Source organism: Hyalangium versicolor (assembly GCF_020103695.1).
Taxonomy (GTDB): Bacteria; Myxococcota; Myxococcia; order Myxococcales; family Myxococcaceae; genus Hyalangium; species Hyalangium versicolor.
Map to the genome: position 1 here is coordinate 196,783 of NZ_JAHXBF010000003.1, position 23,395 is coordinate 220,177.

A 23,395-nucleotide genomic window follows, 5' to 3' on the forward strand; every position below is an offset into this window, starting at 1 on the left:
TACAGGGTTGGAATTGTCCGGTGGACGACTTGGGGCTGTCAAACGTTCCCGGAAGAATTTTCCCGCGGCTCTGGGGATTTCTTGGAGAACAGTGCCGTCCTGGAAAGGGTGGGGTACCGTGTGCACGTCATGGGCTCGCTGTTCATCAACTCCGCATTGCTTCCAGTACCTCATGGCTTCGCCACTCGCACGGGAGGCGTCTCCGAGGGGCGTTATGCCTCGTTGAACCTCGGTTTCTCTGTCGGAGACACGCGTGAGCGGGTGGAGGAGAACTATCGCCGGCTCGCCACGGCCGCAGGGGCTTCGCTCGGTGCGCTGCACCTCGTGAAGCAGGTGCACGGTGATCGCGTCCTGCAGGCAAAGGGCGGGGAGGCCACGCAGACGCTGCGCCCCGTGCTGGGCGATGCGGATGCCCTCTTCACGGAGCAGGCCGGAGACTGGGTGGGAGTGTCCACCGCGGACTGCGTGCCGGTGCTGCTGGTGGATCCCGAGCACAAGCGCGTGGCGGCGGTGCACTCGGGCTGGCGCGGCACGGATGCGGATGTGTCCGCGCGCGCGGTGGATGCGCTCGTGGCGCGAGGCACGCGACCAGAGCGGTTGCTGGTGGCCGTGGGGCCGTGCATCCAGCAGTGCTGCTACGTGGTCTCTCCGGATCTCGCCAAGCACTTCGCCTCGCGCTTCGGCTCGGACGTGGTAGTGGCTCGCGGCGACGAGTTTCGCCTGGATCTGGCCCGCGCGGTGGTGCTGACCCTGCGCCGCGTGGGCGTCAAGGTCGGCAACATGGATGTTCTACAGGAGTGTACCTCCTGTGACTCCTCGCGCTTCTTCTCGCACCGGCGGGACGCGGGACGCACCGGTCGCCACATCAACTTCGTCGTCCATCGCTTCTGAGGCAGGCCGATTTCTTGACCGGCTCGGAAGCTGCTCTTTATCCTCACAGGTGGATACCCGTGCTGGAGCGTCTTCTCATCATCCGACGGCTGATTGCCGTCGCGCCGCTGTGCGCGCTCGTCGCGTGCGCCACTGACTCCGCCACCAAGGCGGATATGGACGCGCTGAGGGGAGAGCTGCGGGCCATGCGCGAGCAGCAGGCCCGCACCAGCGAGCGGCTCGAGCGCCTGGAGCGCAGCAACTCCGTTCTCCGGGCCCGGCCCACGCAGACTCCCGCCGCGGCGCCGACACAGGTCCCCGCGCAGGCTCCCGCCTCCCAGGCCGCGCCGCCTCCTCAAAAGAAGGTGGATGTCCCGGACCTGACGGTGGTGAAGCTCAAGCCCAAGTCCGAGCCCGCTCCGTCACTGCCCACCCGCGTGGCCGTGGTGGAGCCTGAGCAGGAGCAGGTGGAACTGTTCGTCAGCTCGTCGCCCGAGCCTTCCGAGCCCACGCCCAAGTCCGAGCCTGTGCCCGCGCCGCCTCCCGCGAACACGGCGGCGCTCGACGCGGAGTTCGAGCAGGCCGTCTCCGCGCTGCGCACCGGCAATGTGGAACAGGGCGTGGCCCGGCTGCAGGCCTTCGCTGATCAGAACCCCCGGCACTCGCGCGCGGACAACGCGCTCTACTTCGCGGGCCTGGGCATGATCGGCCTGAATGACAACGAGGGGGCCTCGCTCGTCTTCGAGCGCCTCATCGAGACGTACCCCGCCGGGGATGCCGTGCTCGACGGCATGCTCCGGCTGGCCGAGTGCCGGCTGAAGCTGAACCAGCGCGAGGACGCTCGCGCGCTCTACACCCGTGTCATCACCCAGTTCCCGGGGACGGCCGCCGCAACCCAGGCGGAGCAGCGGCTCGCGTCCCTCTCGCCTTAGCAGCAGCCTGAAAGGAAGTCGCCCGATGCGTTCCCGGATCCTCACAGCATTCCTTGTGGCCATCTCCCTGGCGCCGGCCTGGTCGGCGCGTGCCCAGGATCAGGAGCAGCCCGAGGAGGAGAACTCCGAGGGAAGCGAGACCGAGGGCGCGGACGTCTCCGACGAGGGCACGCCCGGCAAGCGGATGGGGCCGAAGATCGACGGCGCCCGCGAGACGGCTCCCGGCGAGGTGCACACCGTCGTCAAGGGCGACACGCTCTGGGATCTGTCCCAGCAGTACCTGGGCAGCCCCTGGTACTGGCCCAAGGTCTGGTCCTACAACCCGGAGATCGCCAACCCGCACTGGATCTATCCCGGCAACAAGGTGCGCTTCTTCCCGGCGGGCGAGGAAGTGCCCTCGCGCGTGGAGACGGGCACCGCGCCCGCGGACAGCATGGTGGTGGAGGAGGGCGAGGTCCAGGCCGCCACGGAGCTGGGGCCCGCCAACGGCGAGAGCCTGGTGAGCGTGTCCGGCGTCATCTCGTACAAGGCCAGCGGCGCCACCCTGGTGACCACGCGCGGCTTCGTCACCTCCAAGGAAGTGGATGAGGCCGGGAAGATCGACAGCTCCTTCTCCGAGATGGAGATGATGTCCTTCCCGGACACCGTCTACCTGCGCTTCAAGAAGAAGGTCGACGCGAAGGTGGGGGATCGCTACCTGGTCTACCGCACCAACTCCGAGGTGAAGCACCCCATCACCGGCAAGAAGGCGGGCTACCTCACGGACCTGGTCGGCACCGTGCGAGTGCTCAGCGTGGGGGACAAGTTCGTCACCGCGCAGATCTCCGAGAGCTGGGATGGCATGTACCGCGGCGATCTGGTGGGCCCCTACGGTGAGCGCTTGATGGATCGCGTCTCCGCCAAGCCCAACACCAAGGCGGTCAAGGGCTACATCATCACGGCCATGCTGCCCTTCCTCACCATCACGGGTGAGCACAACTTCCTGGTTATCGATCGCGGCAGCGCCGACGGCGTCGAGGTGGGCAACACCTTCTCGATTGTCCGCAGGGAGAACCCGGGTGTCGGCAACCTGCTCCATCCCACCGAGAAGGAGAAGGAGAAGGCCAAGGCGCTGCCGGACGAAGTGATCGGCACGTGCCTCGTCTCCGAGGTGAAGGAGCGCACCTCCAACTGCCTGCTCGTCACCTCCATCCGCGAGATCGCCCCCGGCGAGCGCGTGGAGATGCGTGTGGGGGCTGCTCCCACCGCCAGCCGCTAAAGTCGGTCTAAAACCCGCTTTTTGCGACATGCATGCAGGATTGGCTGCTTGACCGCTGCCAGTCCGGTGTTTATGTGTCGCGCCCCCTGCCGTCGGGCCCATCATCTATATAGGTGGGCTTCGGACGGGAGGGGTTGGGTATGGCGGGTACATCTGCACACACACTGACGTCTGAGCAGCGCGCCACGCTGGCACTGTGGGCCGTTCCTGGCCTGGGGCCGAAGACGCTGGAGGCGTTGCGTGTGTTCTCCAGGGGCTCGCTGGCTCGCCTGGTGGGCAGCCCGGTGAGGGAGTGGCTGGTTGAAGCACCGCTGCCCACGCCTGTTCGCCGGCGCCTGGCCCCCGTGGCGGATCTCGCACCCGTGACGGATCGGCTCCTGGAGCGGTGTGAGGCGGCGGGGCTGGAGCTGGCCTTCGCGGGCGAGCGGACCTTCCCCGAGCGCCTGGCCTCGACTCCGGATGCGCCCCCGCTCCTCTTCTACAAGGGGCACGTGGGGCCTCCGCGTCGGCGCGTGGCCATGGTGGGCAGCCGCCACCCGGATCAGGGCTTCCTGCCCTTCGCCCGGGATTTCGCGCGGCGCGTGGCCGAGGGCGGCGTAGGCGTGGTGTCAGGCGCGGCCATGGGCGTGGATCGGGCCTGCCACTTTGGGGCCCTGGACGCAGACGGGGAGACGTGGGCATTCCTCGGCTCCGCGCTGGACGAGCTGGATCCGCCGCAAGCCCGCATGCTTCCTGAGTTTCTCGAAAGAGGTGGGGTGTATTTCAGCGAGCTGCCACCGGGCGTCCGGGCAAGCCGCTCCACCTTCCCTCGGCGAAACCGACTGATTGCTGGCGCGTCGGATGCAGTGCTGGTGCTCCGGGCGGGCAGCAAGTCCGGGGCGCTGTACACGGCGGAGGACGGCCTGGCGCTGGGGCGCCCGGTGCTCGCGCTGCCGGGAGATGTGCGCAACGAGGCCGCGGCGGGCTGCAACGCGCTGATCCGGGATGGAAAGGCGCGGGCTTGTCTGGCGGTGGAAGAGATCTGGGACTTCGTGGGGGCTCGGCCTGTGCTGGCGGTGCCTCCCGGAGCGGGAGAACCCTGGGAGGCGCTCTCGGCGGAAGCCAGAGGCGCCTACCAACTGTTGGATCGGGTCCCCCGCACATTTGATGAGGTGCTGGCGGGCTGCCAGCTCCCGCCCGCCACGCTCACGAGCGCATTGGTGGAGCTGGAGCTGTCCGGCCTAGTGATCCAGTACCCGGGCAAGGTTTACGAGAAGGTCTGAGCAGGAGAGGTCATGGCCACGCGGAAGAAGACTGAAGTCGAGACGGAGGCCGAGGAGACGACCCCCAAGAAGGCGGCGAAGCGTCCGGCGGCGAAGAAGGCCACCGCGAAGAAGAAGTCCGCCAAGAAGGCCGCCGCCAAGAAGGCGACCGCCAAGAAGGGCAAGGGCGCGTTGGCCGAGGTGGAGGCCTCCGCGGCGGAGGACGACGAGTCCACGGAGTCCACTCCGCGCGGCAAGGGCCCCCACTACCTGGTGGTGGTCGAGTCTCCCGCCAAGGCGAAGACGATCAAGAAGTACCTGGGCTCGGGCTACACGGTGAAGGCGTCCGTGGGCCACATCAAGGATCTGCCCAAGAGCAAGATGGGCGTCGATGTGGAGCACGACTTCCAGCCCGAGTACCACGTCATCAAGGGCAAGGAGAAAGTCCTCAACGAGCTGAAGAAGGTCGCCCGGAACGTGGACCGCGTCTTCCTGGCCACCGACCCGGATCGCGAGGGCGAGGCCATTGCCTGGCACATCAAGGAAGAGCTGGACCACAAGGACGCCCAGCGGGTGCTCTTCAACGAGATCACCAAGAAGGCGATCCAGGAGGCCATCGCTCATCCGCGCCAGCTCAACCAGGACAACTACGACTCGCAGCAGACGCGGCGAATCCTGGACCGGCTCGTCGGCTACCAGATCTCTCCGCTGCTCTGGAAGAAGATCCGCCGGGGCCTGTCCGCAGGCCGCGTGCAGTCCGTGGCGGTGCGGTTGATCTGCGAGCGCGAGGAGCAGATCAAGGCCTTCCAGCCTCAGGAGTACTGGACGCTGGACGCGCTGCTGGAGGGTCCGTCGGGCCCGCCGCCCTTCAAGGCCAAGCTGTCCAAGGTGGACGGCAAGAAGGTGGAGCTGAAGGACCGCGACACCACGCAGGGCCTGGTGTCCGAGCTACAGGGCGCGGACTTCACCGTCTCCAAGGTGGACCGCAAGGAGCGGCGCCGCAACGCGCCCGCGCCCTTCATCACCTCCAAGCTGCAGCAGGAGGCGGCCAACCGCCTGTCCTTCACCGCGAAGAAGACGATGACGCTGGCCCAGCGCCTCTACGAGGGTGTGCCCCTCGGCGAGGAGGGCCAGACGGCGCTCATCACGTACATGCGTACGGACTCCACCCGTCTGTCCGATGACGCGGTGAAGCAGGTGCGCGAGTTCATCGGCGCCAAGTACGGCGCGGAGTCGCTGCCGGAGGAGCCGGTGGTGTACCGCAGCCGCAAGAGCGCCCAGGACGCGCACGAGGCCATCCGCCCCGTGTCCCTGGAGTACCCGCCCGAGCGCGTGCGTCCCTTCTTCGAGCAGATGGGCGAGGAGGACATGTACCGGCTGTACGAGCTGATCTGGAACCGCTTCGTGGCGTGCCAGATGAAGCCGGCCGTGTATGACCAGACGAGCGCCGACATCTCCGCAGGCCGGGCCACGTTCCGGGCGTCGGGCTCCACGCTGAAGTTCCCGGGCTACCTGGCCGTGTACGGCGCCGGGCTGACCCCGGAGGAGGAGGCCGAGAAGGAGAAGGCCAAGGCCGCCGGTGAAGACGGCGCGGAGGACGTGATCGGCGAGCTGCCCGCGCTCAACGATGGGGACAAGGTGCGTCTGCAGAAGCTGCTGGACGAGCAGCACTTCACCCAGCCGCCCCCGCGCTTCTCCGAGGCCACCCTCGTCAAGGAGCTGGAGGAGCAGGGCATCGGCCGTCCGTCGACGTACGCGGCGATTCTCTCCACCATCCAGGACAAGAAGTACGTGGAGAAGCTCGAGGGCCGCTTCCGGCCCACGGACCTGGGGCAGATGACCAACGAGATGTTGGTGAAGCACTTCCCCAAGGAGATGGACGTCGCCTTCACCGCCAACCTCGAGGAGAAGCTGGACCAGATCTCCGAGGGCGGTGCCAACTGGAAGGCCGTGCTGTCGGACTTCTACGCGCCCTTCAAGGAGACGCTCGAGAAGGCCGAAGCGGAGATGCGCGACGTCAAGCGCGAGGAGATCAAGACCGACATCGCCTGCGAGAAGTGCGGCAATGTCATGGTGATCAAGTTCGGGAAGATGGGGCACTTCCTCGCCTGCTCGAACTATCCCGAGTGCAAGAACACCAAGGACTTCAAGCGCGACGCTGAGGGCAAGATCGTCATCGTGGAGGAGGAGACCACGGACGAGAAGTGCGAGAACTGTGGCAAGCCCATGGTGATCAAGCGCGGCCGCTTCGGACGGTTCCTGGCGTGTTCGGGTTACCCGGATTGCAAGACGAGCAAGCCCATCTCCATCGGCGTGAACTGCCCGGACTGCAAGCAGGGCTACCTCACCGAGCGCCGCAGCGGCCGTGGGAAGATCTTCTTCGGCTGCAACCGGTACCCGGACTGCAAGTTCGCCGCGTGGGACAGGCCGCTGGCCGAGCAGTGCCCCCAGTGCCAGTCTCCCTACCTGCTCCAGAAGTTCTCCAAGCGGGATGGGGCCTACGTGGCGTGTCCCAACAAGGAGTGCGGGTATCGCCGGGAGATCCAGCAGCCGGGCGAGGTCAGCGCCCCCTCGGCTGCCTGAAAGGCTGAGCGATTCCGGGAGGGTAGCCTGTGCGCGCCTTGACACCCTGAGCGGGCGCCCTCTAAGAAGGGACAGCCCGCTCCCTGCGTGGGAGTCCGCCGCCCGTGCCTGCCACGGGTGTGACGGCCCAGGGCGTTGAAAGGAATTGCAGCGCGATGAGCCCCATGGTGAGCGAACTGTTGAACGGGGTGCTGGCCGCAGCTCCGGCAGGCAAACTGGGTCTCGTGGACACCGTCGTGAAGTTCTTCAAGGACGGTGGCCCCTTCATGTTCGTCAATCTGTTCTGGTTCGCCGCGGCGCTGGCGGTGGCCATCGAGCGCATCTACACGCTCATGTTCCGCTATAACCTGCCCGCGCCTCCCTTCATGGAACAGATCACCAAGCTGGTGATGACGGGCAACGTGGATCGCGCGGTGAAGCTCTGCAACGCCGCCCCCAACGCGCCCCTGGCCAAGGTGATCCGCGCCGGCCTCACCCGCGCCAACCGCGGCGAGATTGAAGTCGCCAAGGCCGTGGAAGAGGCCATGGTGGAGAACACCCCGCACGTGGGTTCCCGCATCCCCTGGCTGTGGTCGCTCGCCAACATCGCGACCCTCGTGGGACTGGTCGGTACCATCTTCGGCCTCATCGGTACGTTCCAGGCACTCGGCAACGTGCCTGCCGAGCAGAAGCAGACGCTGCTGTCGGACGGTATCTCCAAGGCCATGAACAACACCGCCTTCGCGCTGTCGATCGCCGTGATGTGCATCGTGTTCCACCTGATCCTCACGTCCTACGCGAAGAGCATGGTGGAGAGCGTGGAGCTCAACGGGCTGAAGCTGGAGAACCTGCTGTCGCGCCGCCACGCCTCGGACACCCAGGTCGACGGCGAGTCGCGGGCCGCCTGAGCGGCGCCACGCTGAGCCAGAGGGCCACGCATGGCGTTCTACTACTCGCGCCGCAAGCTGAAGCCTCGTGAGGAAGAAGAGACGGGGGAACTGAACATCGTTCCCTACCTCGACATCCTCATGAACCTCATCCTGTTCATGCTGCTGTCCATCACTGGCCTGGCCTCGTTCGGCATCCTGAACGTGACGGCGCCCAACTACGGTGGGCCCTCGGCCGGGGTGCAGCAGGACAATCCGGATCAGCCCAAGCTCACGCTCAGCGTGCTGATCTCCAAGAAGGGCCATTTCATCAACAGCGAGAACGCGATCCTCGGCGAGAACGGGAACGCGCCCACCATCCCCCTCAAGGCGGATGGTTCGTATGACTACGCGGCCCTCAACGCGAAGATGGTAGAGATCAAGCAGGCCTTCCCCAGCGAGACGAAGGTCATCATCGGCGCCGACGCGGATGTGGAGTACGAGGCGCTGATCGCGACCATGGATGCGTGCCGCGAGACGCTGAGCAAGGAGCACCACCTGCTCTTCCCGGACGTCACCCTGGGGGCGATGTGAGCGCGACGGGCATCGAGACGCCGGCGGTGATGACTCCCGAGGAGGAGGAGCGCGTCCAGCGGATGCGCTTCCGCAAGGCGCTGGCGCGCAAGAAGCGCAAGGAGCGCGAGGCCGCGGGCGAGATCAAGGAACTGAACATCACCGCGATGATGGACATGATGACCATCCTCCTGGTGTTCCTGCTCAAGTCCTTCGCCTCGTCTTCGGCGTCGGTGACGGCCTCGGACGACATCCGGCCTCCAGTGTCTTCCACCCGCGCCTCGCCGAAGGACACGGTGACCGTCACCATCACCCCCAAGAACATCCTGGTGGGCGAGAAGGAAGCGCTGCGGCTGGAGAACGGACAGGTGCCGGCCGCTCAGCTCCAGGGGCGGCTCGTGGTGCCGCTCGACGCGGCGCTCAAGAAGGAAGTGGAGAAGCTGAAGTACATCGCCGACCGCAACCCGGCGGCGCCCTTCAACAAGGAGCTGTCGGTGATCGGGGACAAGAAGGTCCCCTATGACTTGCTGCTCACCGTCCTCTACACCGCGGGCCAGAACGAGCTGGAGAACTACCGCTTCGTGGTGCTGAAGAAGGAAGAGGGCGGGGAGTGAGCGCCAGGCGGGCTGGCGCTCCGGGCCCCTACCACGTGTGAGAGCTAGAGGGTGGGCGTGGCGGCATGGCCTCCACGCGTCTCCAGCTCGTGCCGGGTAGCGTCCTCCTCGCAGCGGATGGCGAAGGGCAGGGCCTCCAGGCGCTCGATGGGAATCTCGTAGCCGCAGTCCACGCAGTCTCCGAAGACGCCCGTGTCCATGCGACGCAGCGCGGCGTCGATGAGCATGATCTCGCGCCGCTGCGCCTCCAGCAGGCTGGAGAGCGTGTAGTCGGCAAGCTCGGACTGAGCGTTCTCCTCGTACTCGGGGTCGCGCTCCTGATCCTTCAAAGCCGAGAGCTCTCGGTGGGCTCCCGCATTGGCGCTGAGGACCTCCCGCCGCCGACGCTGGAGGATCTCCCGGATCTTCATCAGTTGGTTGGCTCGACTCATGGCCTGAATGGCTCCATTCCGATGTGGGACCGCGCTCGCCCGGATGGTTTTTCCGGAGGATGAACGGGTGAAACCTAGGGGTGCCTCAGGGGTAGGGAAACCGGAGCGCGGTTGTGACGGCATCGCTGGGCCGAGGGGCGGGCGAGCAGGCGCCTTCCGCCAGCCAACGGCTCGACTTCCCGTTCCTTTTTACTCGCTGGGAAGGGACGGGCAGTCCTGCTAACTGTTTTCGGACGGGCACGATTCAGGCCTACAGGGAGTATGTGAATGGCGGACCAGAAGCCGCGAGTGACGGTGATTGGTGGAGGGCTGGCAGGCAGCGAGTGTGCCTGGCAGCTCGTTCGGCGAGGCATCCCGGTGACGCTCCGGGAGATGAAGCCGCACAAGCGCTCGCCAGCGCATAAGACTGATCAGCTGGCGGAGCTGGTGTGCTCCAACTCGTTCCGCTCGGACAACCCGGAGAGTGCGATCGGGCTGCTGCACGCGGAGCTGCGAGCGCTGGGCTCGCTGGTGCTGGGCAGCGCGGACACGCACCGGGTGCCGGCTGGGGATGCGTTGGCGGTGGATCGCGAGAAGTTCTCGGATGCCATCACCCAGTCCGTGCGCGAGCACCCGCTGGTGGAGGTGGTGCACGGCGAGGTGGAGGCGCTGCCAGAGGGGATCGTGGTGGTGGCCACTGGGCCGCTCACGTCGGAGGCGCTTACCCGCGAGTTGGAGCGCCACGTGGGACAGAAGCTCTATTTCTACGATTCGATCGCGCCCATTCTCTCGGGCGACTCGATCGACATGGACATCGCCTTCAGGCAGAGCCGCTACGGCAAGGGGGATGGGGATGACTATCTCAACCTGCCGATGACGAAGGAGGAGTACTACCGCTTCATCGCCGAGGTGAAGGCGGGCCAGAAGCTGACGCCGCACGCTTTCGAGGAACCTAAATACTTCGAAGGCTGTCTGCCGATTGAGGTGATGGCAGAGCGCGGAGATGACACGTTGGCCTTCGGGCCGATGAAGCCGGTGGGGCTGACGGACCCTCGGACGGGGCAGTCCCCGTACGCGGTGGTGCAGTTGCGAATGGAGGACCGCGCGGGCACGGCGTGGAACATGGTGGGCTTTCAGACGCGGCTGACGTGGGGCGAGCAGAAGCGCATCTTCACCACGTGCATCCCGGGGCTGAAGGAGGCGGAGTTCCTGCGCATGGGGCAGATCCACCGCAACACGTTCATCGACTCGCCGCGGTTGCTGGACAAGGACTTGTCGCTGAAGGCGGAGCGGCGGGTGTTCTTCGCGGGGCAGATCACCGGCGTGGAGGGCTACGTGGAGTCCGCGGCCTGTGGAGCGATGGTGGCGCTGGCGCTGAGCGCGAGGCTGGAGGGGCGCGAGTTCGTCCCGCCGCCGGCCACTACGGCGCTGGGCTCGCTCTACCGGCACGTGACGGGCGAGGCCCATCCACCGGATTATCCGCATCAGCCTTCCAACGTGATCTTCGGGCTGTTCCCGCCGCTGACGGGGCGGGTGAAGAAGCAGGACAAGCGGGCGCGGTACTCGGCGCGGGCGAAGGAGGATCTCGCCACGTGGCTGCCCACGGTGGCCGTACCGCAGTCCCTTCAGAGGAGCGCATAGATGCGGCTTCGGCGACTCATGGTGGTGGGAGCGCTCGCTGCGCTCTCGGTGATGGGATGCAAGCGCGAGGATTCCGGGGGAGGCGGGGGAGGGGGCTCGAGTTCGGGCTCCAACTCGGGCAGTAGCAGTGCCGCGAGCGGGAAGGGCGCGGTCGTGGGCGGGTTGGGAACGCTGCTGGCCCCAGGCCCGGCGGCGGATCTACGAGTGACGCCGGATGGCCAGTTCGCCACCTATCTGTTCGAGGCGAGGAAGCCGAAGCTGGACGGGATTCCGCCGCAGATGCTGCTCGGAGAGCTGCACGTCGTGCCCGTGGCGGGCGGCTCCCAGCGCAAGGTGGGAGAGGGCGTCACGAACGTGCCGGGCGGGCAGCTGTTCTCTCGGGATTCGCACTACCTGTTCTTCCTCAACGGCTACAACCCGGCGAACCAGGCGGGTGCGCTGCACGTGCTGTCGCTCACCGAGCCCACGGCGGAGCCGGCGAAGCTGGGCGAGCAGGTTTCGTACATGTTGCCGAGCCCGGACGGGAAGCTGCTGGCCTTCGTGGACAACGGCGTGCTGAAGCTGGGGCCGTTGCCGACCGGGCCCTTCCAGGACGTGGGCGGCGAGGTGTCCACCGCGCAGTTCACTCCGGACGGCAAGACGCTGTTCTTCCGTCGCCGGCTGGTGGCCGCGGGTGGACTGGCCGCGATCTCGGTGGAGAAGCCCGGAGCCCCGACGAAGCTGGGCGACTACGTGGGGGACTACGAGGTGTCCTCGGACGGCAAGCACGTGGCCTGGCAGGTGCGCAGCGAGGCCGAGCGCGGCATGTACGATCTCTTCGTCGCGGACGTGGCGGACCTGAAGCCTCGGAAGGTCTCCACGGGGACGAAGGTGTTCGGGTTCTCCAAGGACGGCAAGTGGCTGGCGCGCACGGAGAACGGCAAGCCCGAGTTGCTGGGGGATCTGTTCGTGGGCCCAGCGGATGGGGGTGCCGGGCGCAAGGTGGGCGAGCGGGTGGAGGAGTTCGCCTTCTCCCCGGACTCGCAGGCGCTGGGCTCCCTGGAGAAGTACGATCCGTCAGCGCGTGCGGGCTTGATGTCCGTGGTGGCGCTGCCGGACGGAGCGCCTCAGCGCGTGGGAGATCGCGTGCCCAACTTCACCTGGGGCGCGGATGGCAAGTACGTGGCCTTCCTCTCGCGCTTCCTGAAGCCGGTGTACTCGGTGGACCTGATGCTCTACCCCGTGGGCGGAGAGAAGGCCGAGAAGGTCCAGGCGGGCGTGTTCGGCTACGGCTTCACCCCGGGCAACGCCGAGGTCTACTTCCGCACCAACTGCATCCGCGAGGGCCGGGCCTGTGACTTCAAGGCGTTGGACCTGAACCAGGCGCGCGCCGAGCCGGCCACCTGGCTGCAGGGGATCTTCAGCTACAAGCTGGCCAGCGACGGCAAGCGCTTCCTCGTCACCTATGCGCGGATGGACTCGGACACGTACGACGTGGCCGTCTACGACACGAAGAGCAAGGCGCGGAAGACGCTGGACCAGCGGGTGCAGATCCCCGTGCTCTTCGGTGGAAAGGGGGACTCGCACGTCGTGTACCTCATCACCCAGGGTGCCAAGCCCGGCGTGTACACGGCTCCCGCGACGCCCTGAGTCGCAGTGCAGTGCGTCAAAGCCCGCATTCCGGGGCGGTCTTCATGGAAGATTCCGCTCCAGGGCTCTCTTTGCGAGGGGATAGGTGTTTTTATCCCCCAATGTGATCCCCCAGGAAACTTTAGAATACATGGTGCGATAATGTGATTGTAACCCCTTCACTTCCCGTCACCGAAGGTTCGGACCATGAACTCGCGCACGATGAACTACGGCAGCCTGCAGATGTCGCTCCCGGATGGGTGGACGGACGCGACGCAGATCGTGGCGACGGGGCCGGTGGAGGATGGGTTCCGGAGCAGCATGGCGTACGTGGCCGAGCCGCTGCGTCCCCGGGAGACGCCGCCGCAGTTCGCGGCGCGGATGTTGGCGCTGGTGAGCCGGACGACGGAGCAGTTCCAGATGGTGGCGGAGCGTCCGGCGACGTTCGGGAATGTGCCGGGGTTCTTCCGGGAGTTCACGCATGTGGCGCGGGGCGTGAAGCTGGCGCAGCTGCAGTTCTTCGTGATGCGTGAGGGCGTGGTGCACATGTTCACCTTCACGCAGAAGGCCGAGCGGATGCAGGCGACGCGGCACGTGGCGGAGAAGCTCTTCGCTTCGGTGAACCTGGGAGCGGCTCCTGCGGCGGCTCCGTCGACTTCGGCTTCGGCGCCGGCGCCGGCGATGCCGATTCGCCCCCGGCCGTCGCGGTACATCGAGCCGCGGCACATGCGCATCATCGCGGCGTGAGCCCGAGTTGGGATGGAGGGCGAAGTGGCCTCCAAACCTTGCACAGATCGCCGAAGGGTCTACGCTTCAGGGATGCAACCGCTGTCGCCGCTGCTGGAGAAGTTCCGGTCCCACCTCGAGCACGAGAAGGGGTCGTCGCCGCACACCGTGCGCAACTACCTCATCGATCTCGTGGACTTCGAGAAGTACCTCGTCGAGCGGATGAAGCTCACGTTGCTCGCGGGGACGCATGCAGCGATCCGCGGGTACCTGGGCATGTTGGCGGTGGACCACGCGCCGTCGAGCCGCGGCCGGCGGTTGGCCAGCATCAAGTCCTTCTACAAGTACCTGGTGAGGCAGAAGCTGTTGCCAGCCAGTCCAGCGAAGCTGGTGAAGAGCCCGAAGTTGCCGAAGAGCCTGCCCAAGGTGCTCCCGGTGGATGAGGTCTTCGCCATCCTGGACATGCCGTCGCTGAAGACGGTGTTGGGCCTGCGAGACAAGGCCATCCTGGAGATCCTCTATGGAGGGGGACTGCGTATCAGCGAGCTCTGCGGGCTCAACCTGCTGGACGTGGATCGCAGTGGGCGCATCGTCCGGGTGATGGGCAAGGGGAGCAAGGAGCGTCTGTGCCCCGTGAACGCCCCGGCCATCCGTGCGCTCGAGGCCTACCTGGCGAGAAGAGGGGAGCTGCTGGCTACGCTGAGGCCCGGGCAGGATCCGGACGCGCTCTTCCTGAACTACAAGGGGGGCCGACTCACGCCACGAAGTATCGCGCGTCACCTGGACACGTACGTGCTGAAGCTGGCCCTGACGCGCAAGGTGAGTCCGCACGCACTGCGTCACTCGTTCGCGACGCACCTGTTGGGTGGAGGAGCGGACATCCGGAGCATCCAGGAGCTCCTGGGCCACGCGAGTCTGTCCACGACGCAGCGCTATACGCACGTGACGGTGGAGCAGCTCCAGCAGATCTACGATCAGACCCACCCGAGGGCCTGATTCGAATCCCGGAGCCGTGGACCGCGAGAGAGCGGGACGGCCGGGGCCCGCGACCTGCGTCTCCTACCGTGGATCCGTGACTAGGCGCTGAGCTGGAAGATCTCGGCGTTCAGAACGTCGGGCACGTGGACGCGGTGAGAAGCGGACTTGCGAGGAGCCACCGTGCCATACGCCTCTGTGGCCAGATAGAAGGTGGCGCGCACCTTGCCGCCCTCGCGGCGCATCGAGGCCCACTGGATGAGGCCCACGCCTGCTTCGAGCGGCCGGTTGGCCAGCGCCCACACGCAGCGGTCCAGCACCGCGTGGCTCCGGGGATCCAGCACCGCGCGAACGCGGCGCAGCGCATCCCGGTCATTGTCCGCGTAGCAGCGGATGGGGCAGTGCAGCGTCGCGCTGTACGGCCGAGCATCATCGTCCGAGGTGAACGCCCAGCACGTCAGCGTGGAGCGCTGCGCCGAGAAGCGATCATCATCGCCCTGGATCGCCTCGCAGAAGGCCCGTGCCTCACCTTCGGAGTACTCCTTGGCGTGCGACATGGCGAACTCGATGTCCTCCGGAGTCGCATCGCGGTGGGCCACGTAGATCTTCACGCGAGAAACAGCCTGGCCACCCATGTCCAGCGAGAAGTACAGCACCTGATCCTGCACGCCCCGGCGCATCACCACCTGGGTCAGGAAGCGCCACGCGTTGGCGAACCCCAGCCGGTGCAGCGCCTCCTCGACGATGGCGTTCGCATGCTCGGGGCCGCGGGCCTGCGGGTTCAGGTACACCTTCACTTCGGCGCGCCCGTCAGGCTTGAGGCAGAAGGCGTGCCACAGCGAAAAGCGCATGTCCGGATTCTTCGGCTCGAACAGATCCTTCACCCGGTAGAAGTGATCCAGAGACAGGCCGAACTCCTTGTTCAGCCGCTCGTTGAGCGCAACCCCGTCGTCCCAGCTCGTCTGCAGCGTGGTCGGGTTGTTCTGCGCCTCGATCAGGAACCGGATCTCCGGGCGGCTGCCCTCGAGCGCGATGGAGAGCTCGAACGGGGTGTGGTCATCCGAGATGTCCGACTTCCACGGTGACTCATCTCCCACGCGGCGCGTGCTCCAGGACTCCGACATGAAGGTGAAGTACCGCTGCACCTTCTGCGTATCCACCGAGGTGAATCCCGCCGCCTTGCACAGCGCCTCGATGCGAGAGTTGCCAAACTCCTGGAACGTCTGCGAGGCCACCCAGTCCGCCATCGCCATCGGCTGAGAGCTCTTGTCCTGGCCCGCGAACCACCGCATGACGTACTCCAGCATGTGGTCCGTCACTTCGTACGCCAGCGAGAACACCGTCTCGATGTCCGCGAGCGCCTCCGCCTCCAGGTCCGGCATCAGGTCGAGCTCGTTCGTGCTCTCCTTCCAGTGCTCGGTGTCCACGTGCGCCCGTAGAGACTCGATGCACACCAGGTGCTTGCGCGTGCTCGCCTCGAACTCGCGCGACACCTGCTCCAGCGCCATCAGGCTCACCTGGCCCACCGACTTCAGCGCCATCATCAGGATCTGCCTGCGCAGCGGCGTGGCCGAGCGTGCCAGCGAGATGAAGTCGTACAGCACCTCGCGCACCGGGGCGCAGTCATCGCCCCAGAGCAGCTTCAACATGGCGTTGAAGTCCGACACCGAGTGCAGATCCAGCACCTGCAGATCCTTCAGGAACGGACCCCAGTGTGGGCTCTCGGTGGCGGGCTCTTCGGGAGTGCTCTCGTCCGTCTCCAGGAAGCTGTCGGCCAGCTCTGACGAGCCACTCACCAGCGGTGCCACACAAGGCAGGAAGCGAAGGCGATCTTGGGGCGAGAAGCACGAGTCCAACAAAAAGGTCACAAACGGAGAAACCGAAAACGCCTGCTGCTTCTCCTCTAACAACTTCATGACCCGCTTCATCGTGCTCCCTCCTCGGAAACCGTGCCGACCTTGGCGGCACGTGCGTCTGTTTCGCTCCCCCCGCCCTTTCCGCAGCATCCCTGAGGTCCATGTTGACCACAGGGCGCCGTAAACTGGTTCAATGAGTAGCGCATTTTTCTGTCCACGTCAAAGACTTATGGGCCGAGAATGTTTGAAGAGGTGTTGATTTTCCAGGGGATAGCCGGATCCCGAAGAAATCTTGGAACCATTCCCGGTGAATTGGAGCGGCCCAAATGGGGGGCTGGGTTTGAAGTGACTCATGATGTGAAAACCACCCAGGGTGTTTCAGACGTGTCCCAACATGACAGAGCACTCAGGCGGTGCAGTCGGGTCAGTGCTGGGTGCCGCCCTCGGGCGTTCCGTTCGTCCCGGTGGAGAGGCGGCTGATGGAAGGCTCATCGGCCATCGTGTTGTCGAAGCACGTGGCGACCATGTAGCCGGAGCTGGTGGACTCGGAGCGCACCACCAGCAGCCGCGCCTTGGGCATGTTCAGCTGGGGGATGCTCACATCCAGCGCTTCGCCCTGCTCGAGCGGAATGGCCATCTGCAACAGGCAGCCACTCACCGAGGCGTTGATGATGTCAGCTGTCATCTCCTGGCCGCGGCACTGGACCTTGATGGCCAGGCGCAGAGGGTAGCGCTGGTGCCGGCGCCGCTCATGCTGTGACACGGTGTGTTCTCCTGACTCGTCCTTCGCCTGAGAGGGGGGCAACGAGTCCGTGAGACAGAATGTACCGTGATCAGCCGTGCAACGTCATCAGTACGGCCGCTGACCCACGAAGTTGCCGGGCGGCGCGTAGTTGCAAACCCAGAACTCCCAGGTGGGAAAGGCTTTCCCGAAGGGTGAGTTCTTCGTGCATGTTCTTTTCACACAGCCCACGTGGGTAGTGTCCCTCCAGACCAATTGCGTGTAGTGGCCACACACCTTGCCGCTCGCGCACGTGTTGCGGCCCGGATCGTAGTTCGCGGCCTCGGAGGCCCAGTCCTTCACCACATCCTGCGTCTTCCACGCGCCGGGAGTGGCCGCCGCCAGGTTCTCTCCAAAGGGAGCGCGGTTCGGGTTGTGCTCGAAGGTGCATTGGGCCGCCCAGGACTCCGCCTTCTTCGCGGCCTCCGCGGACCACTGAAGCGCGGGCAGGGGAGGCTTGGGCGTGGGACGAGCGCTGGCGCGGGCCTGGTTGTGGGCCTCGATCATCTCCTTCGCGAATGCGTTGGGCGGAGGGCTGCTCTTGGGCGCGGGGCTCGCGGCCGGTGCCGGGGCCGAAGTCTGCGGACGCCGCTCCTTGGCTCCCGCGCCGCACGCGATCAGGCACGCCGCCACGCAGGCCACGGCAACCCGAGAGGCACGCCGCAAGGGACGAAGGTAGGGGCTCGCTTCCATGCCGCGAGGGTGGATGATTTCCAGCCCCGAGTCGACGGCTTCACCGAGTGGAGTGCTGCTCGGTGGGAAGGAGCGTCAGGTGGGCGTCAGTGCAGCAGCGGGGGCTTGGAGGACCCGCCGTGGCCACCCGCGAACTGACGAATGGCGGCATCGTCGGCCAGCGTGGCCTCGAAGTACGTCGCCACCAGATAGCCGGAGGGGTCCGCATGGCAGCGCACCACGATCAGCCGCGTCCGGGGGATCTTCAATTCGGGGATGCTGGCTTCGAGCACGTCACCGGGGGCGAGTGGCTCGGACATGCGCAGCAGGCAGCCTCCCGCCGATGCGTTGATCACATCTGCTTTCAGCTCCCGGCCCTCGCAGTGAAGCCGGATGGGCAGGTGCAGGAGGTACCGCGCGTGTTTCCGCCGTTCTTGCTGGGACATGAATGCCCTGTCTCCTGGCTCCCCAAGCCGCACGGTGCCACCGTGGAAATGTAACGTGTCCCTGTTCCATCGTCATGCCGGAGTGAAGCTTCGCGCGCAAGAAAGCCCACGGTCGCCCGGGCGCGGACGAAAGGGTAGGGAGTTCCAGGGGAGGGCATCTTGTCGGTATCGAACAGACGGCAGGTGCACGTGTGGCTGCGGCGCTCCTTCGTCGGAGTGCTGGTGCTCGCCGGTGTCATGGGAGGCACCGTCGGGGGATACCGGTTCTGGTTCACCCACCGGAGCCAGCCCACGCCCGTGCGCGAGGAGTGGTTCGAGGGCGTGCGCTATGAGCGCCTCGTCTTCCAGGAGCCTCGCCCCGTCGTCGCGCACGTCGTCCGGATCGATCTCCAGGCGCCTGGCATCGACTTCCTCGTGACGCCCGGCCAGCCCTCGGAGGCGGGGGATGTGTTCGCTAACACCACGAGCGGATTTGCGGAGCGACAGGGAGTGCAGCTCGCGATCAATGCGAACTACTTCTATCCGTTCCGGAACAACCATCCTCTCGACTACGAGCCCCACCGGGGGGACCCGGTGCACGTCGTCGGCCTGGCTGCGTCTCGGGGCAGTGCCTTCGGCAGTCCAGGCCGGGACGTCGTCACCCTGTACCTGTCTCGGGATCGCCGCGTCAGCTTCGAACAGCCCTCCGGCGAGCTGTGGCATGCCGTCTCGGGGATGGGCTACGTCGTGCGCGAGGGCAAGCCGGCCGCTCTCGCGGAGGATGGCTTCCGCCAGGTGCCGTACCCGCGCATGCTCGCGGCGGTCGATGAAACGGGTCGCTACCTGCTGCTGCTCATCGTGGATGGCAAGCAGCCCCGCTACAGCGAGGGCCTCACCCTGGCCGAGGCGGCGGACCTGTTCCTGAAGCACGGCGCGTATACGGGGATCCAGCTCGACGGCGGGGGCTCGGCGACGCTCGTGCGGCAGGGCGGACAAGGCCGCATCCGGCAGGTCAATACCCCGACGAACTTCCGCATCGCCGGCTGGGAGCGCGTGGTGGCCACGCACCTGGGCATCTTCGCGCGGCCCCTCCCGCCCGGAGCCTCCTGGACAGATCGAAGGTGAGGGGGCGGACAGGCGGGCGGTCTTCCTTGGAAACCCGCTCTCCAGCTTGTTAAACCCCGCAGACCATGTTCCACGGCACCACCATTCTCTGTGTGCGGCGCGAAGGGAAGGTCGTCATCGCGGGCGACGGCCAGGTCAGCCTCGACAAGACGGTCATGAAGAACACCGCGAAGAAGGTGCGTCGCATCGGTGACGGCCAGGTGATCGCCGGGTTCGCCGGCAGCACCGCGGACGCCTTCACCCTCTTCGAGCGCTTCGAGGCCAAGCTCAAGGAGCACCAGAAGAACCTGGCCCGCGCCTGTGTCGAGCTGGGGAAGGACTGGCGCACCGACCGCTTCCTGCGCCGCCTGGAGGCCCTGCTCATCGTCGCCGATCGAGAGAAGACGTTCATCCTCTCGGGCTCGGGAGACGTCATCGAGCCCGATCACGGCATCGCCGCCGTGGGCAGCGGAGGCCACTACGCGCTGGCCGCCGCTCGCGCCCTGATGACCCACACCACCTTGTCCGCCCGGGACGTCGCCACCCACGCCATGGCCATCGCCGCGGACATCTGCATCTACACCAACTCGCACGTCAGCTTCGAAGAACTCTAGGAGCTCCTCACCGTGGCCGAATCCCGAAAGATGCCCGCCTTCACCCCCCGCGAGGTGGTCAGCGAGCTGGACCGCTACATCGTCGGCCAGAACGCCGCCAAGCGCGCGGTGGCCATCGCCCTGCGCAACCGCTGGCGCCGCCAGCGCGTCTCGGAGGACCTCCGCGAGGAGATCCACCCGAAGAACATCATCATGATCGGCCCCACCGGCGTGGGGAAGACGGAGATCGCCCGGCGGTTGGCGAAGCTGGCCCAGGCCCCCTTCGTCAAGGTCGAGGCCTCCAAGTTCACCGAGGTGGGCTACGTGGGCCGCGACGTCGAGTCCATGGTGCGCGATCTCGTCGAGGCCGCCATCGCCCTGGTGCGCGAGGAGGAGACAGAGAAGGTGAAGCCGCGCGCCCTGGAGCTCGCCGAGGATCGGCTCATGGAGCTGCTCTCCGGCAATGCGCCCAAGGCCTCCTCTCCGCCGCCGTTCGGCTTCCAGGCTCCCTCCGCGCCGCCTCCGTCGCGCCTGGGAGAACATGAGCGAGAGAAGCTCCGCGCCCAGCTGCGCGCTGGCACGCTCGATGACCAGTTCGTCGACGTGGAGACGTCCGACAGCAACCCCACGTTCCTGCGCAACTTCACCGGGCACGGCATGGAGGAGGTCGGCGTCAACCTGCAGGACCTTTTCAAGAACATGCCGGGCATGAACCGCACCAAGCGCCGCAAGGTGCGCGTGCCCGAGGCGCTCCAGCTCCTCCAGCAGGAGGAGGCCAGCAAGCTGGTGGACAACGATCGCGTCACGCGCGACGCGTTGGTCCGCGCCGAGTCCAGCGGCATCATCTTCATCGACGAGATCGACAAGATCGCCAGTCGCGAGGGCGGCAAGGGCCAGGGCCCGGATGTCTCTCGCGAGGGCGTGCAGCGCGACATCCTCCCCATCGTCGAGGGCTCCACCGTCAACACCAAGTACGGCCAGGTGAAGACGGACCACATGCTCTTCATCGCCGCGGGCGCTTTCCACGTCTCCAAGCCCAGCGATCTCATCCCCGAGCTCCAGGGCCGCTTCCCCATCCGCGTGGAGCTCGAGCCGCTCAGCGGACAGGATCTGGTTCGTATTCTCCGAGAACCCAAGAATTCACTCATCCGCCAGTACACCGCGCTGCTGGCCACCGAGAGCGTGCAGCTGACCTTCACGGACGACGCGGTGGAGGAGATCGCCCGCGTGGCCCAGGTGGCCAACGATCGCACCCAGAACATCGGGGCGCGGCGGCTGCACACCGTCCTGGAGCGCCTGCTGGATGATGTGTCCTTCGGTGCCAGCGAGATGGGCCCCAAGACGCTGGCGATCGACGCGGCGTACGTCCGCGAGCGCCTGGGCTCCATCGTTCAGGACGAGGATCTCTCCCGTTACATCTTGTAGCCTTGACCCCCTGGGGCCGCTCCGCGCCGCCCAAGAGAGGAACCGACGTGCAGAACATGACGACCCCGAGCTCCGCCAAGCCCGAGCCCACCTCCGCCACTCCTCGCACCCAGAACGAGATCTGGATCGAGAAGGCCAAGGCCCACCTGCTGCTGAATTACAAGCAGCAGCCCATCGTCCTGGTGCGCGGCAAGGGCGTGCGCGTGTGGGACGCGGACGGGCGTGAGTACCTTGATCTGCTCGGCGGCATCGCCACGTGCGCGCTCGGCCACTGCCACCCGGAAGTCGTCGCCGCCGTGAAGGCCCAGGTGGAGACGCTCTGGCACGTGTCCAACGTCTTCTACTCGGAGCCCTCCATCGAGCTGGCCGCGCAGCTCACCGCGATCTCGGGCCTGCCGCGCGCCTTCTTCTGCAACTCGGGCGCGGAGGCCAACGAGGCCCTCATCAAGCTGGCGCGCAAGACGATGAAGGATCGCGGCACCCCGGAGCGCTTCGAGATCATCTCCTTCGAGAACTCGTTCCACGGCCGCACGCTGGCCGCCGTCACCGCCACCGGCCAGCCCAAGTACCACAAGGGCTTCGAGCCGTTGCCCGCCGGCTTCCATCACGTGCCCTATGGAGACATCGAGGCCGTGCGCAAGGCAGTGGGGCCGAGCACCGCCGCCATCCTCGTGGAGCCCATCCAGGGTGAGGGTGGGGTGCGCGCCGCGCCCCAGGGTTTCCTCAAGGCCTTGCGCGAGCTGTGCGACGAGCGCGGGCTGCTGCTCCTGGTGGATGAGGTGCAGACGGGCATGGGCCGCACCGGCAAGCCCTTCGCCTTCCAGCACGAGGGCATCCTTCCAGACGCCATCAGCGTGGCCAAGGCACTCGGCAACGGCCTGCCCATTGGCGCCATGCTGTGCTCCGAGGCCACTGGCAAGAGCCTTCCCACCGGCACGCACGGCTCCACCTTCGGTGGCAACCTGGTGGCCGCCTCCGCCGCCAACGTGGTGATCCGTTACATCCGCGACCCGAAGCTGCTGAACGAGATCCAGGAGAAGGGCGAGTACTTCATCGCCCGCGGCCGCGAGCTCCAGGCCCGCCTGCCCACCATCATCAAGGACGTGCGAGGCCGCGGTCTGCTCATGGGCATCGAGCTGCAGCAGGAGGCTGCTCCGGTGATTGCCCGCTGCCGGGAGCAGGGACTGCTCGTGAATGCCGCGGGAGAGAAGACGGTCCGCTTCGCTCCCGCGTACATCGTCACCCGTGAGGAGCTGGACGAGGGCCTGCGCATCCTCGAGCGCGTGCTCACCCCCGCCTGAGGATGTCGTCATGCCTGAGTTGGTGGATCTCGATCCTGCGCGACAGAAAGAGATCATCGATCTGGAGAAGGCGCAGGAGGGCCAGGACTACTTCGCCCTCCTGGGCTTGCAGCCCGGAGCGCCCGTCGAGGACGTGAAGCAGGCGTTCGTCGAGGCAGCGCTGCGCCACCACCCCGATCGCTACGCCGGGCTCAACCTGGGCACCTTCCGGGCCCGCATCGAGCGCATCTTCCGCCGCATCGCCGAGGCGCACTCCGTCCTGTCGAACGCGGAGAAGCGCGAGGCCTACCTCCGGGCCAATCCCCGGTTGAGGGGAGCGCCTTCGTCCGCCGCACCGGGCGGTGCGGAGTTGGAGACGCCCCTGGTGGGGGATGAGGAGCGCAGGGCCGAGCGTCAGGCACGGCTCACCCGTCACCCCTACCTGGCGCGCACTCACCGCCTCACCGAGTTGCTGACGCGGGGCAGGGCCTCCATGGCTCGTGGGGACTTCGAGAAGGCCTTCGCCGATCTCAACCAGGTGGTGGCCCTGGATCCGAAGAACCGCGAGGCCACTTCCCTGCTGGCCGAGGTCCGCAAGAAGCACGACGAGCAACGCTCCAAGCTGGAGATGCAGCGCGCGCTGGAGCTGGAGAAGCAGCAGGATCTGCCCAAGGCCCTGGAGTGCTACCGGAAGGCTTCCTCGCTGGATCCTCAGCACGCCGAGGCGGCCTTCCGAGCGGCGCGGCTGGCGAAGGCGCTTGGCTTGGAGTGGAACGAGGTGCGCATCCACGCTCAGCGCGCGGTGGATGTGTCGCCGGACTCGGTGCCCTACCGGCTCCTGCTGGCCCAGGTGCTGCTCGAGGGCAAGGCTGGGAACCTGGCCAAGCGCCACCTCGAGGCCGTGCTGAAGCTGGATCCGAAGAACGCCGAGGCCACCGCGCTGCTGCGCAAGTCGCGCTGGCCCTTCTGACCTTCGCCTGAGG

At 66.6% G+C, this 23,395-nt stretch carries 22 protein-coding genes; 17 read left to right on the forward strand and 5 right to left on the reverse strand.

Annotation, left to right across the window (positions count from 1 at the left end; genetic code table 11):
• Positions 1-129 precede the first annotated feature (129 nt).
• The 8 genes from pgeF to KY501_RS07255 all read left to right on the forward strand — a co-directional run bounded on the left by pgeF (position 130) and on the right by KY501_RS07255 (position 8,916).
• On the forward strand, positions 130-891 hold the full coding sequence (gene pgeF, locus KY501_RS07220; RefSeq protein WP_224361895.1) for a peptidoglycan editing factor PgeF: 762 nt from the start codon (positions 130-132) through the stop codon (positions 889-891).
• A 59-nt stretch (positions 892-950) separates the two neighbouring features.
• Positions 951-1,802: a tetratricopeptide repeat protein gene (locus KY501_RS07225; RefSeq protein ID WP_224361896.1), complete on the forward strand. Its 852-nt coding sequence runs from the start codon at positions 951-953 to the stop codon at positions 1,800-1,802.
• Between the two features lie 25 nt (positions 1,803-1,827).
• Positions 1,828-3,060 (forward strand): LysM peptidoglycan-binding domain-containing protein, encoded by a 1,233-nt coding sequence (locus KY501_RS07230; protein ID WP_224361897.1) that lies wholly within the window; start codon positions 1,828-1,830, stop codon positions 3,058-3,060.
• 140 nt (positions 3,061-3,200) lie between these two features.
• Positions 3,201-4,322 carry a DNA-processing protein DprA gene (locus KY501_RS07235; RefSeq protein ID WP_224361898.1) on the forward strand — a complete coding sequence of 374 codons (1,122 nt, stop codon included), beginning with the start codon at positions 3,201-3,203 and terminating at the stop codon, positions 4,320-4,322.
• A 12-nt stretch (positions 4,323-4,334) separates the two neighbouring features.
• Positions 4,335-6,884 carry a type I DNA topoisomerase gene (topA, locus tag KY501_RS07240; protein WP_224361899.1) on the forward strand — a complete coding sequence of 850 codons (2,550 nt, stop codon included), beginning with the start codon at positions 4,335-4,337 and terminating at the stop codon, positions 6,882-6,884.
• Between the two features lie 155 nt (positions 6,885-7,039).
• A complete protein-coding gene (locus KY501_RS07245) occupies positions 7,040-7,771 on the forward strand; it encodes a MotA/TolQ/ExbB proton channel family protein (protein ID WP_224361901.1) in 732 nt (243 codons plus the stop codon).
• 30 nt (positions 7,772-7,801) lie between these two features.
• Positions 7,802-8,323: an ExbD/TolR family protein gene (locus tag KY501_RS07250; RefSeq protein ID WP_224361903.1), complete on the forward strand. Its 522-nt coding sequence runs from the start codon at positions 7,802-7,804 to the stop codon at positions 8,321-8,323.
• 62 nt (positions 8,324-8,385) lie between these two features.
• The gene (locus KY501_RS07255) at positions 8,386-8,916 is read left to right on the forward strand and encodes an ExbD/TolR family protein (protein ID WP_255636127.1); all 531 of its coding nucleotides are present in this window, start codon (positions 8,386-8,388) and stop codon (positions 8,914-8,916) included.
• A 44-nt stretch (positions 8,917-8,960) separates the two neighbouring features.
• On the opposite strand, the gene KY501_RS07260 is transcribed toward KY501_RS07255, so the two are convergent.
• The gene (locus KY501_RS07260) at positions 8,961-9,347 is read right to left on the reverse strand and encodes a TraR/DksA family transcriptional regulator (RefSeq protein ID WP_224361906.1); all 387 of its coding nucleotides are present in this window, start codon (positions 9,345-9,347) and stop codon (positions 8,961-8,963) included.
• Positions 9,348-9,614: 267 nt separating this feature from the next.
• Here KY501_RS07260 and trmFO point away from each other — a divergent pair, with 267 nt between their 5' ends.
• From trmFO to KY501_RS07280, 4 genes are all read left to right on the forward strand, one after another.
• Positions 9,615-10,967, forward strand: a complete 1,353-nt coding sequence (gene trmFO / locus KY501_RS07265) for a methylenetetrahydrofolate--tRNA-(uracil(54)-C(5))-methyltransferase (FADH(2)-oxidizing) TrmFO (protein ID WP_224361908.1) — start codon at positions 9,615-9,617, stop codon at positions 10,965-10,967.
• Positions 10,968-12,596, forward strand: coding sequence for a gliding motility protein (locus KY501_RS07270; protein WP_224361910.1), 1,629 nt, complete (start codon positions 10,968-10,970; stop codon positions 12,594-12,596).
• A gap of 186 nt (positions 12,597-12,782) precedes the next feature.
• Positions 12,783-13,322 (forward strand): DcrB-related protein, encoded by a 540-nt coding sequence (locus KY501_RS07275; protein ID WP_224361912.1) that lies wholly within the window; start codon positions 12,783-12,785, stop codon positions 13,320-13,322.
• A 72-nt stretch (positions 13,323-13,394) separates the two neighbouring features.
• Entirely contained in the window at positions 13,395-14,297 is a 903-nt protein-coding gene (locus tag KY501_RS07280; protein WP_224361914.1) for a tyrosine recombinase XerC, read from the forward strand.
• A gap of 80 nt (positions 14,298-14,377) precedes the next feature.
• Here the strand turns inward: KY501_RS07280 and KY501_RS53880 are convergent, their stop codons facing one another.
• From KY501_RS53880 to KY501_RS07300, 4 genes are all read right to left on the reverse strand, one after another.
• Complete coding sequence (locus KY501_RS53880; protein ID WP_224361915.1) at positions 14,378-16,072, reverse strand: tryptophan dimethylallyltransferase family protein; 1,695 nt, start codon at positions 16,070-16,072, stop codon at positions 14,378-14,380.
• Positions 16,073-16,556: 484 nt separating this feature from the next.
• Positions 16,557-16,895 carry a PilZ domain-containing protein gene (locus KY501_RS07290; RefSeq protein WP_224361917.1) on the reverse strand — a complete coding sequence of 113 codons (339 nt, stop codon included), beginning with the start codon at positions 16,893-16,895 and terminating at the stop codon, positions 16,557-16,559.
• Between the two features lie 87 nt (positions 16,896-16,982).
• On the reverse strand, positions 16,983-17,606 hold the full coding sequence (locus KY501_RS07295; RefSeq protein WP_224361919.1) for a CAP domain-containing protein: 624 nt from the start codon (positions 17,604-17,606) through the stop codon (positions 16,983-16,985).
• Between the two features lie 86 nt (positions 17,607-17,692).
• Positions 17,693-18,031 (reverse strand): PilZ domain-containing protein, encoded by a 339-nt coding sequence (locus tag KY501_RS07300; RefSeq protein ID WP_224361921.1) that lies wholly within the window; start codon positions 18,029-18,031, stop codon positions 17,693-17,695.
• A 159-nt stretch (positions 18,032-18,190) separates the two neighbouring features.
• Here KY501_RS07300 and KY501_RS07305 point away from each other — a divergent pair, with 159 nt between their 5' ends.
• The 5 genes from KY501_RS07305 to KY501_RS07325 all read left to right on the forward strand — a co-directional run bounded on the left by KY501_RS07305 (position 18,191) and on the right by KY501_RS07325 (position 23,382).
• Positions 18,191-19,135 carry a phosphodiester glycosidase family protein gene (locus tag KY501_RS07305; RefSeq protein ID WP_224361923.1) on the forward strand — a complete coding sequence of 315 codons (945 nt, stop codon included), beginning with the start codon at positions 18,191-18,193 and terminating at the stop codon, positions 19,133-19,135.
• A 65-nt stretch (positions 19,136-19,200) separates the two neighbouring features.
• Positions 19,201-19,728: an ATP-dependent protease subunit HslV gene (hslV, locus tag KY501_RS07310; RefSeq protein WP_224361925.1), complete on the forward strand. Its 528-nt coding sequence runs from the start codon at positions 19,201-19,203 to the stop codon at positions 19,726-19,728.
• Between the two features lie 12 nt (positions 19,729-19,740).
• Positions 19,741-21,132, forward strand: coding sequence for an ATP-dependent protease ATPase subunit HslU (gene hslU, locus KY501_RS07315; RefSeq protein ID WP_309242951.1), 1,392 nt, complete (start codon positions 19,741-19,743; stop codon positions 21,130-21,132).
• A 56-nt stretch (positions 21,133-21,188) separates the two neighbouring features.
• Positions 21,189-22,433 carry an acetylornithine transaminase gene (locus KY501_RS07320; protein ID WP_224361927.1) on the forward strand — a complete coding sequence of 415 codons (1,245 nt, stop codon included), beginning with the start codon at positions 21,189-21,191 and terminating at the stop codon, positions 22,431-22,433.
• 10 nt (positions 22,434-22,443) lie between these two features.
• Entirely contained in the window at positions 22,444-23,382 is a 939-nt protein-coding gene (locus KY501_RS07325) for a J domain-containing protein (RefSeq protein WP_224361928.1), read from the forward strand.
• Positions 23,383-23,395 lie beyond the last annotated feature (13 nt).

Excerpts from the sequence above, each read along its gene's own strand:
- pgeF (WP_224361895.1), top strand. The coding sequence starts at position 130 with ATGGGCTCGCTGTTCATCAACTCCGCATTGCTTCCAGTACCTCATGGC.
- KY501_RS07230 (WP_224361897.1), top strand. The coding sequence starts at position 1,828 with ATGCGTTCCCGGATCCTCACAGCATTCCTTGTGGCCATCTCCCTGGCG.
- KY501_RS07235 (WP_224361898.1), top strand. The coding sequence starts at position 3,201 with ATGGCGGGTACATCTGCACACACACTGACGTCTGAGCAGCGCGCCACG.
- topA (WP_224361899.1), top strand. The coding sequence starts at position 4,335 with ATGGCCACGCGGAAGAAGACTGAAGTCGAGACGGAGGCCGAGGAGACG.
- KY501_RS07245 (WP_224361901.1), top strand. The coding sequence starts at position 7,040 with ATGAGCCCCATGGTGAGCGAACTGTTGAACGGGGTGCTGGCCGCAGCT.
- KY501_RS07250 (WP_224361903.1), top strand. The coding sequence starts at position 7,802 with ATGGCGTTCTACTACTCGCGCCGCAAGCTGAAGCCTCGTGAGGAAGAA.
- KY501_RS07255 (WP_255636127.1), top strand. The coding sequence starts at position 8,386 with ATGCGCTTCCGCAAGGCGCTGGCGCGCAAGAAGCGCAAGGAGCGCGAG.
- KY501_RS07260 (WP_224361906.1), bottom strand. The coding sequence starts at position 9,347 with ATGAGTCGAGCCAACCAACTGATGAAGATCCGGGAGATCCTCCAGCGT.
- trmFO (WP_224361908.1), top strand. The coding sequence starts at position 9,615 with ATGGCGGACCAGAAGCCGCGAGTGACGGTGATTGGTGGAGGGCTGGCA.
- KY501_RS07270 (WP_224361910.1), top strand. The coding sequence starts at position 10,968 with ATGCGGCTTCGGCGACTCATGGTGGTGGGAGCGCTCGCTGCGCTCTCG.
- KY501_RS07275 (WP_224361912.1), top strand. The coding sequence starts at position 12,783 with ATGAACTCGCGCACGATGAACTACGGCAGCCTGCAGATGTCGCTCCCG.
- KY501_RS07280 (WP_224361914.1), top strand. The coding sequence starts at position 13,395 with ATGCAACCGCTGTCGCCGCTGCTGGAGAAGTTCCGGTCCCACCTCGAG.
- KY501_RS07295 (WP_224361919.1), bottom strand. The coding sequence starts at position 17,606 with ATGGAAGCGAGCCCCTACCTTCGTCCCTTGCGGCGTGCCTCTCGGGTT.
- KY501_RS07300 (WP_224361921.1), bottom strand. The coding sequence starts at position 18,031 with ATGTCCCAGCAAGAACGGCGGAAACACGCGCGGTACCTCCTGCACCTG.
- hslV (WP_224361925.1), top strand. The coding sequence starts at position 19,201 with ATGTTCCACGGCACCACCATTCTCTGTGTGCGGCGCGAAGGGAAGGTC.
- KY501_RS07320 (WP_224361927.1), top strand. The coding sequence starts at position 21,189 with ATGACGACCCCGAGCTCCGCCAAGCCCGAGCCCACCTCCGCCACTCCT.
- KY501_RS07325 (WP_224361928.1), top strand. The coding sequence starts at position 22,444 with ATGCCTGAGTTGGTGGATCTCGATCCTGCGCGACAGAAAGAGATCATC.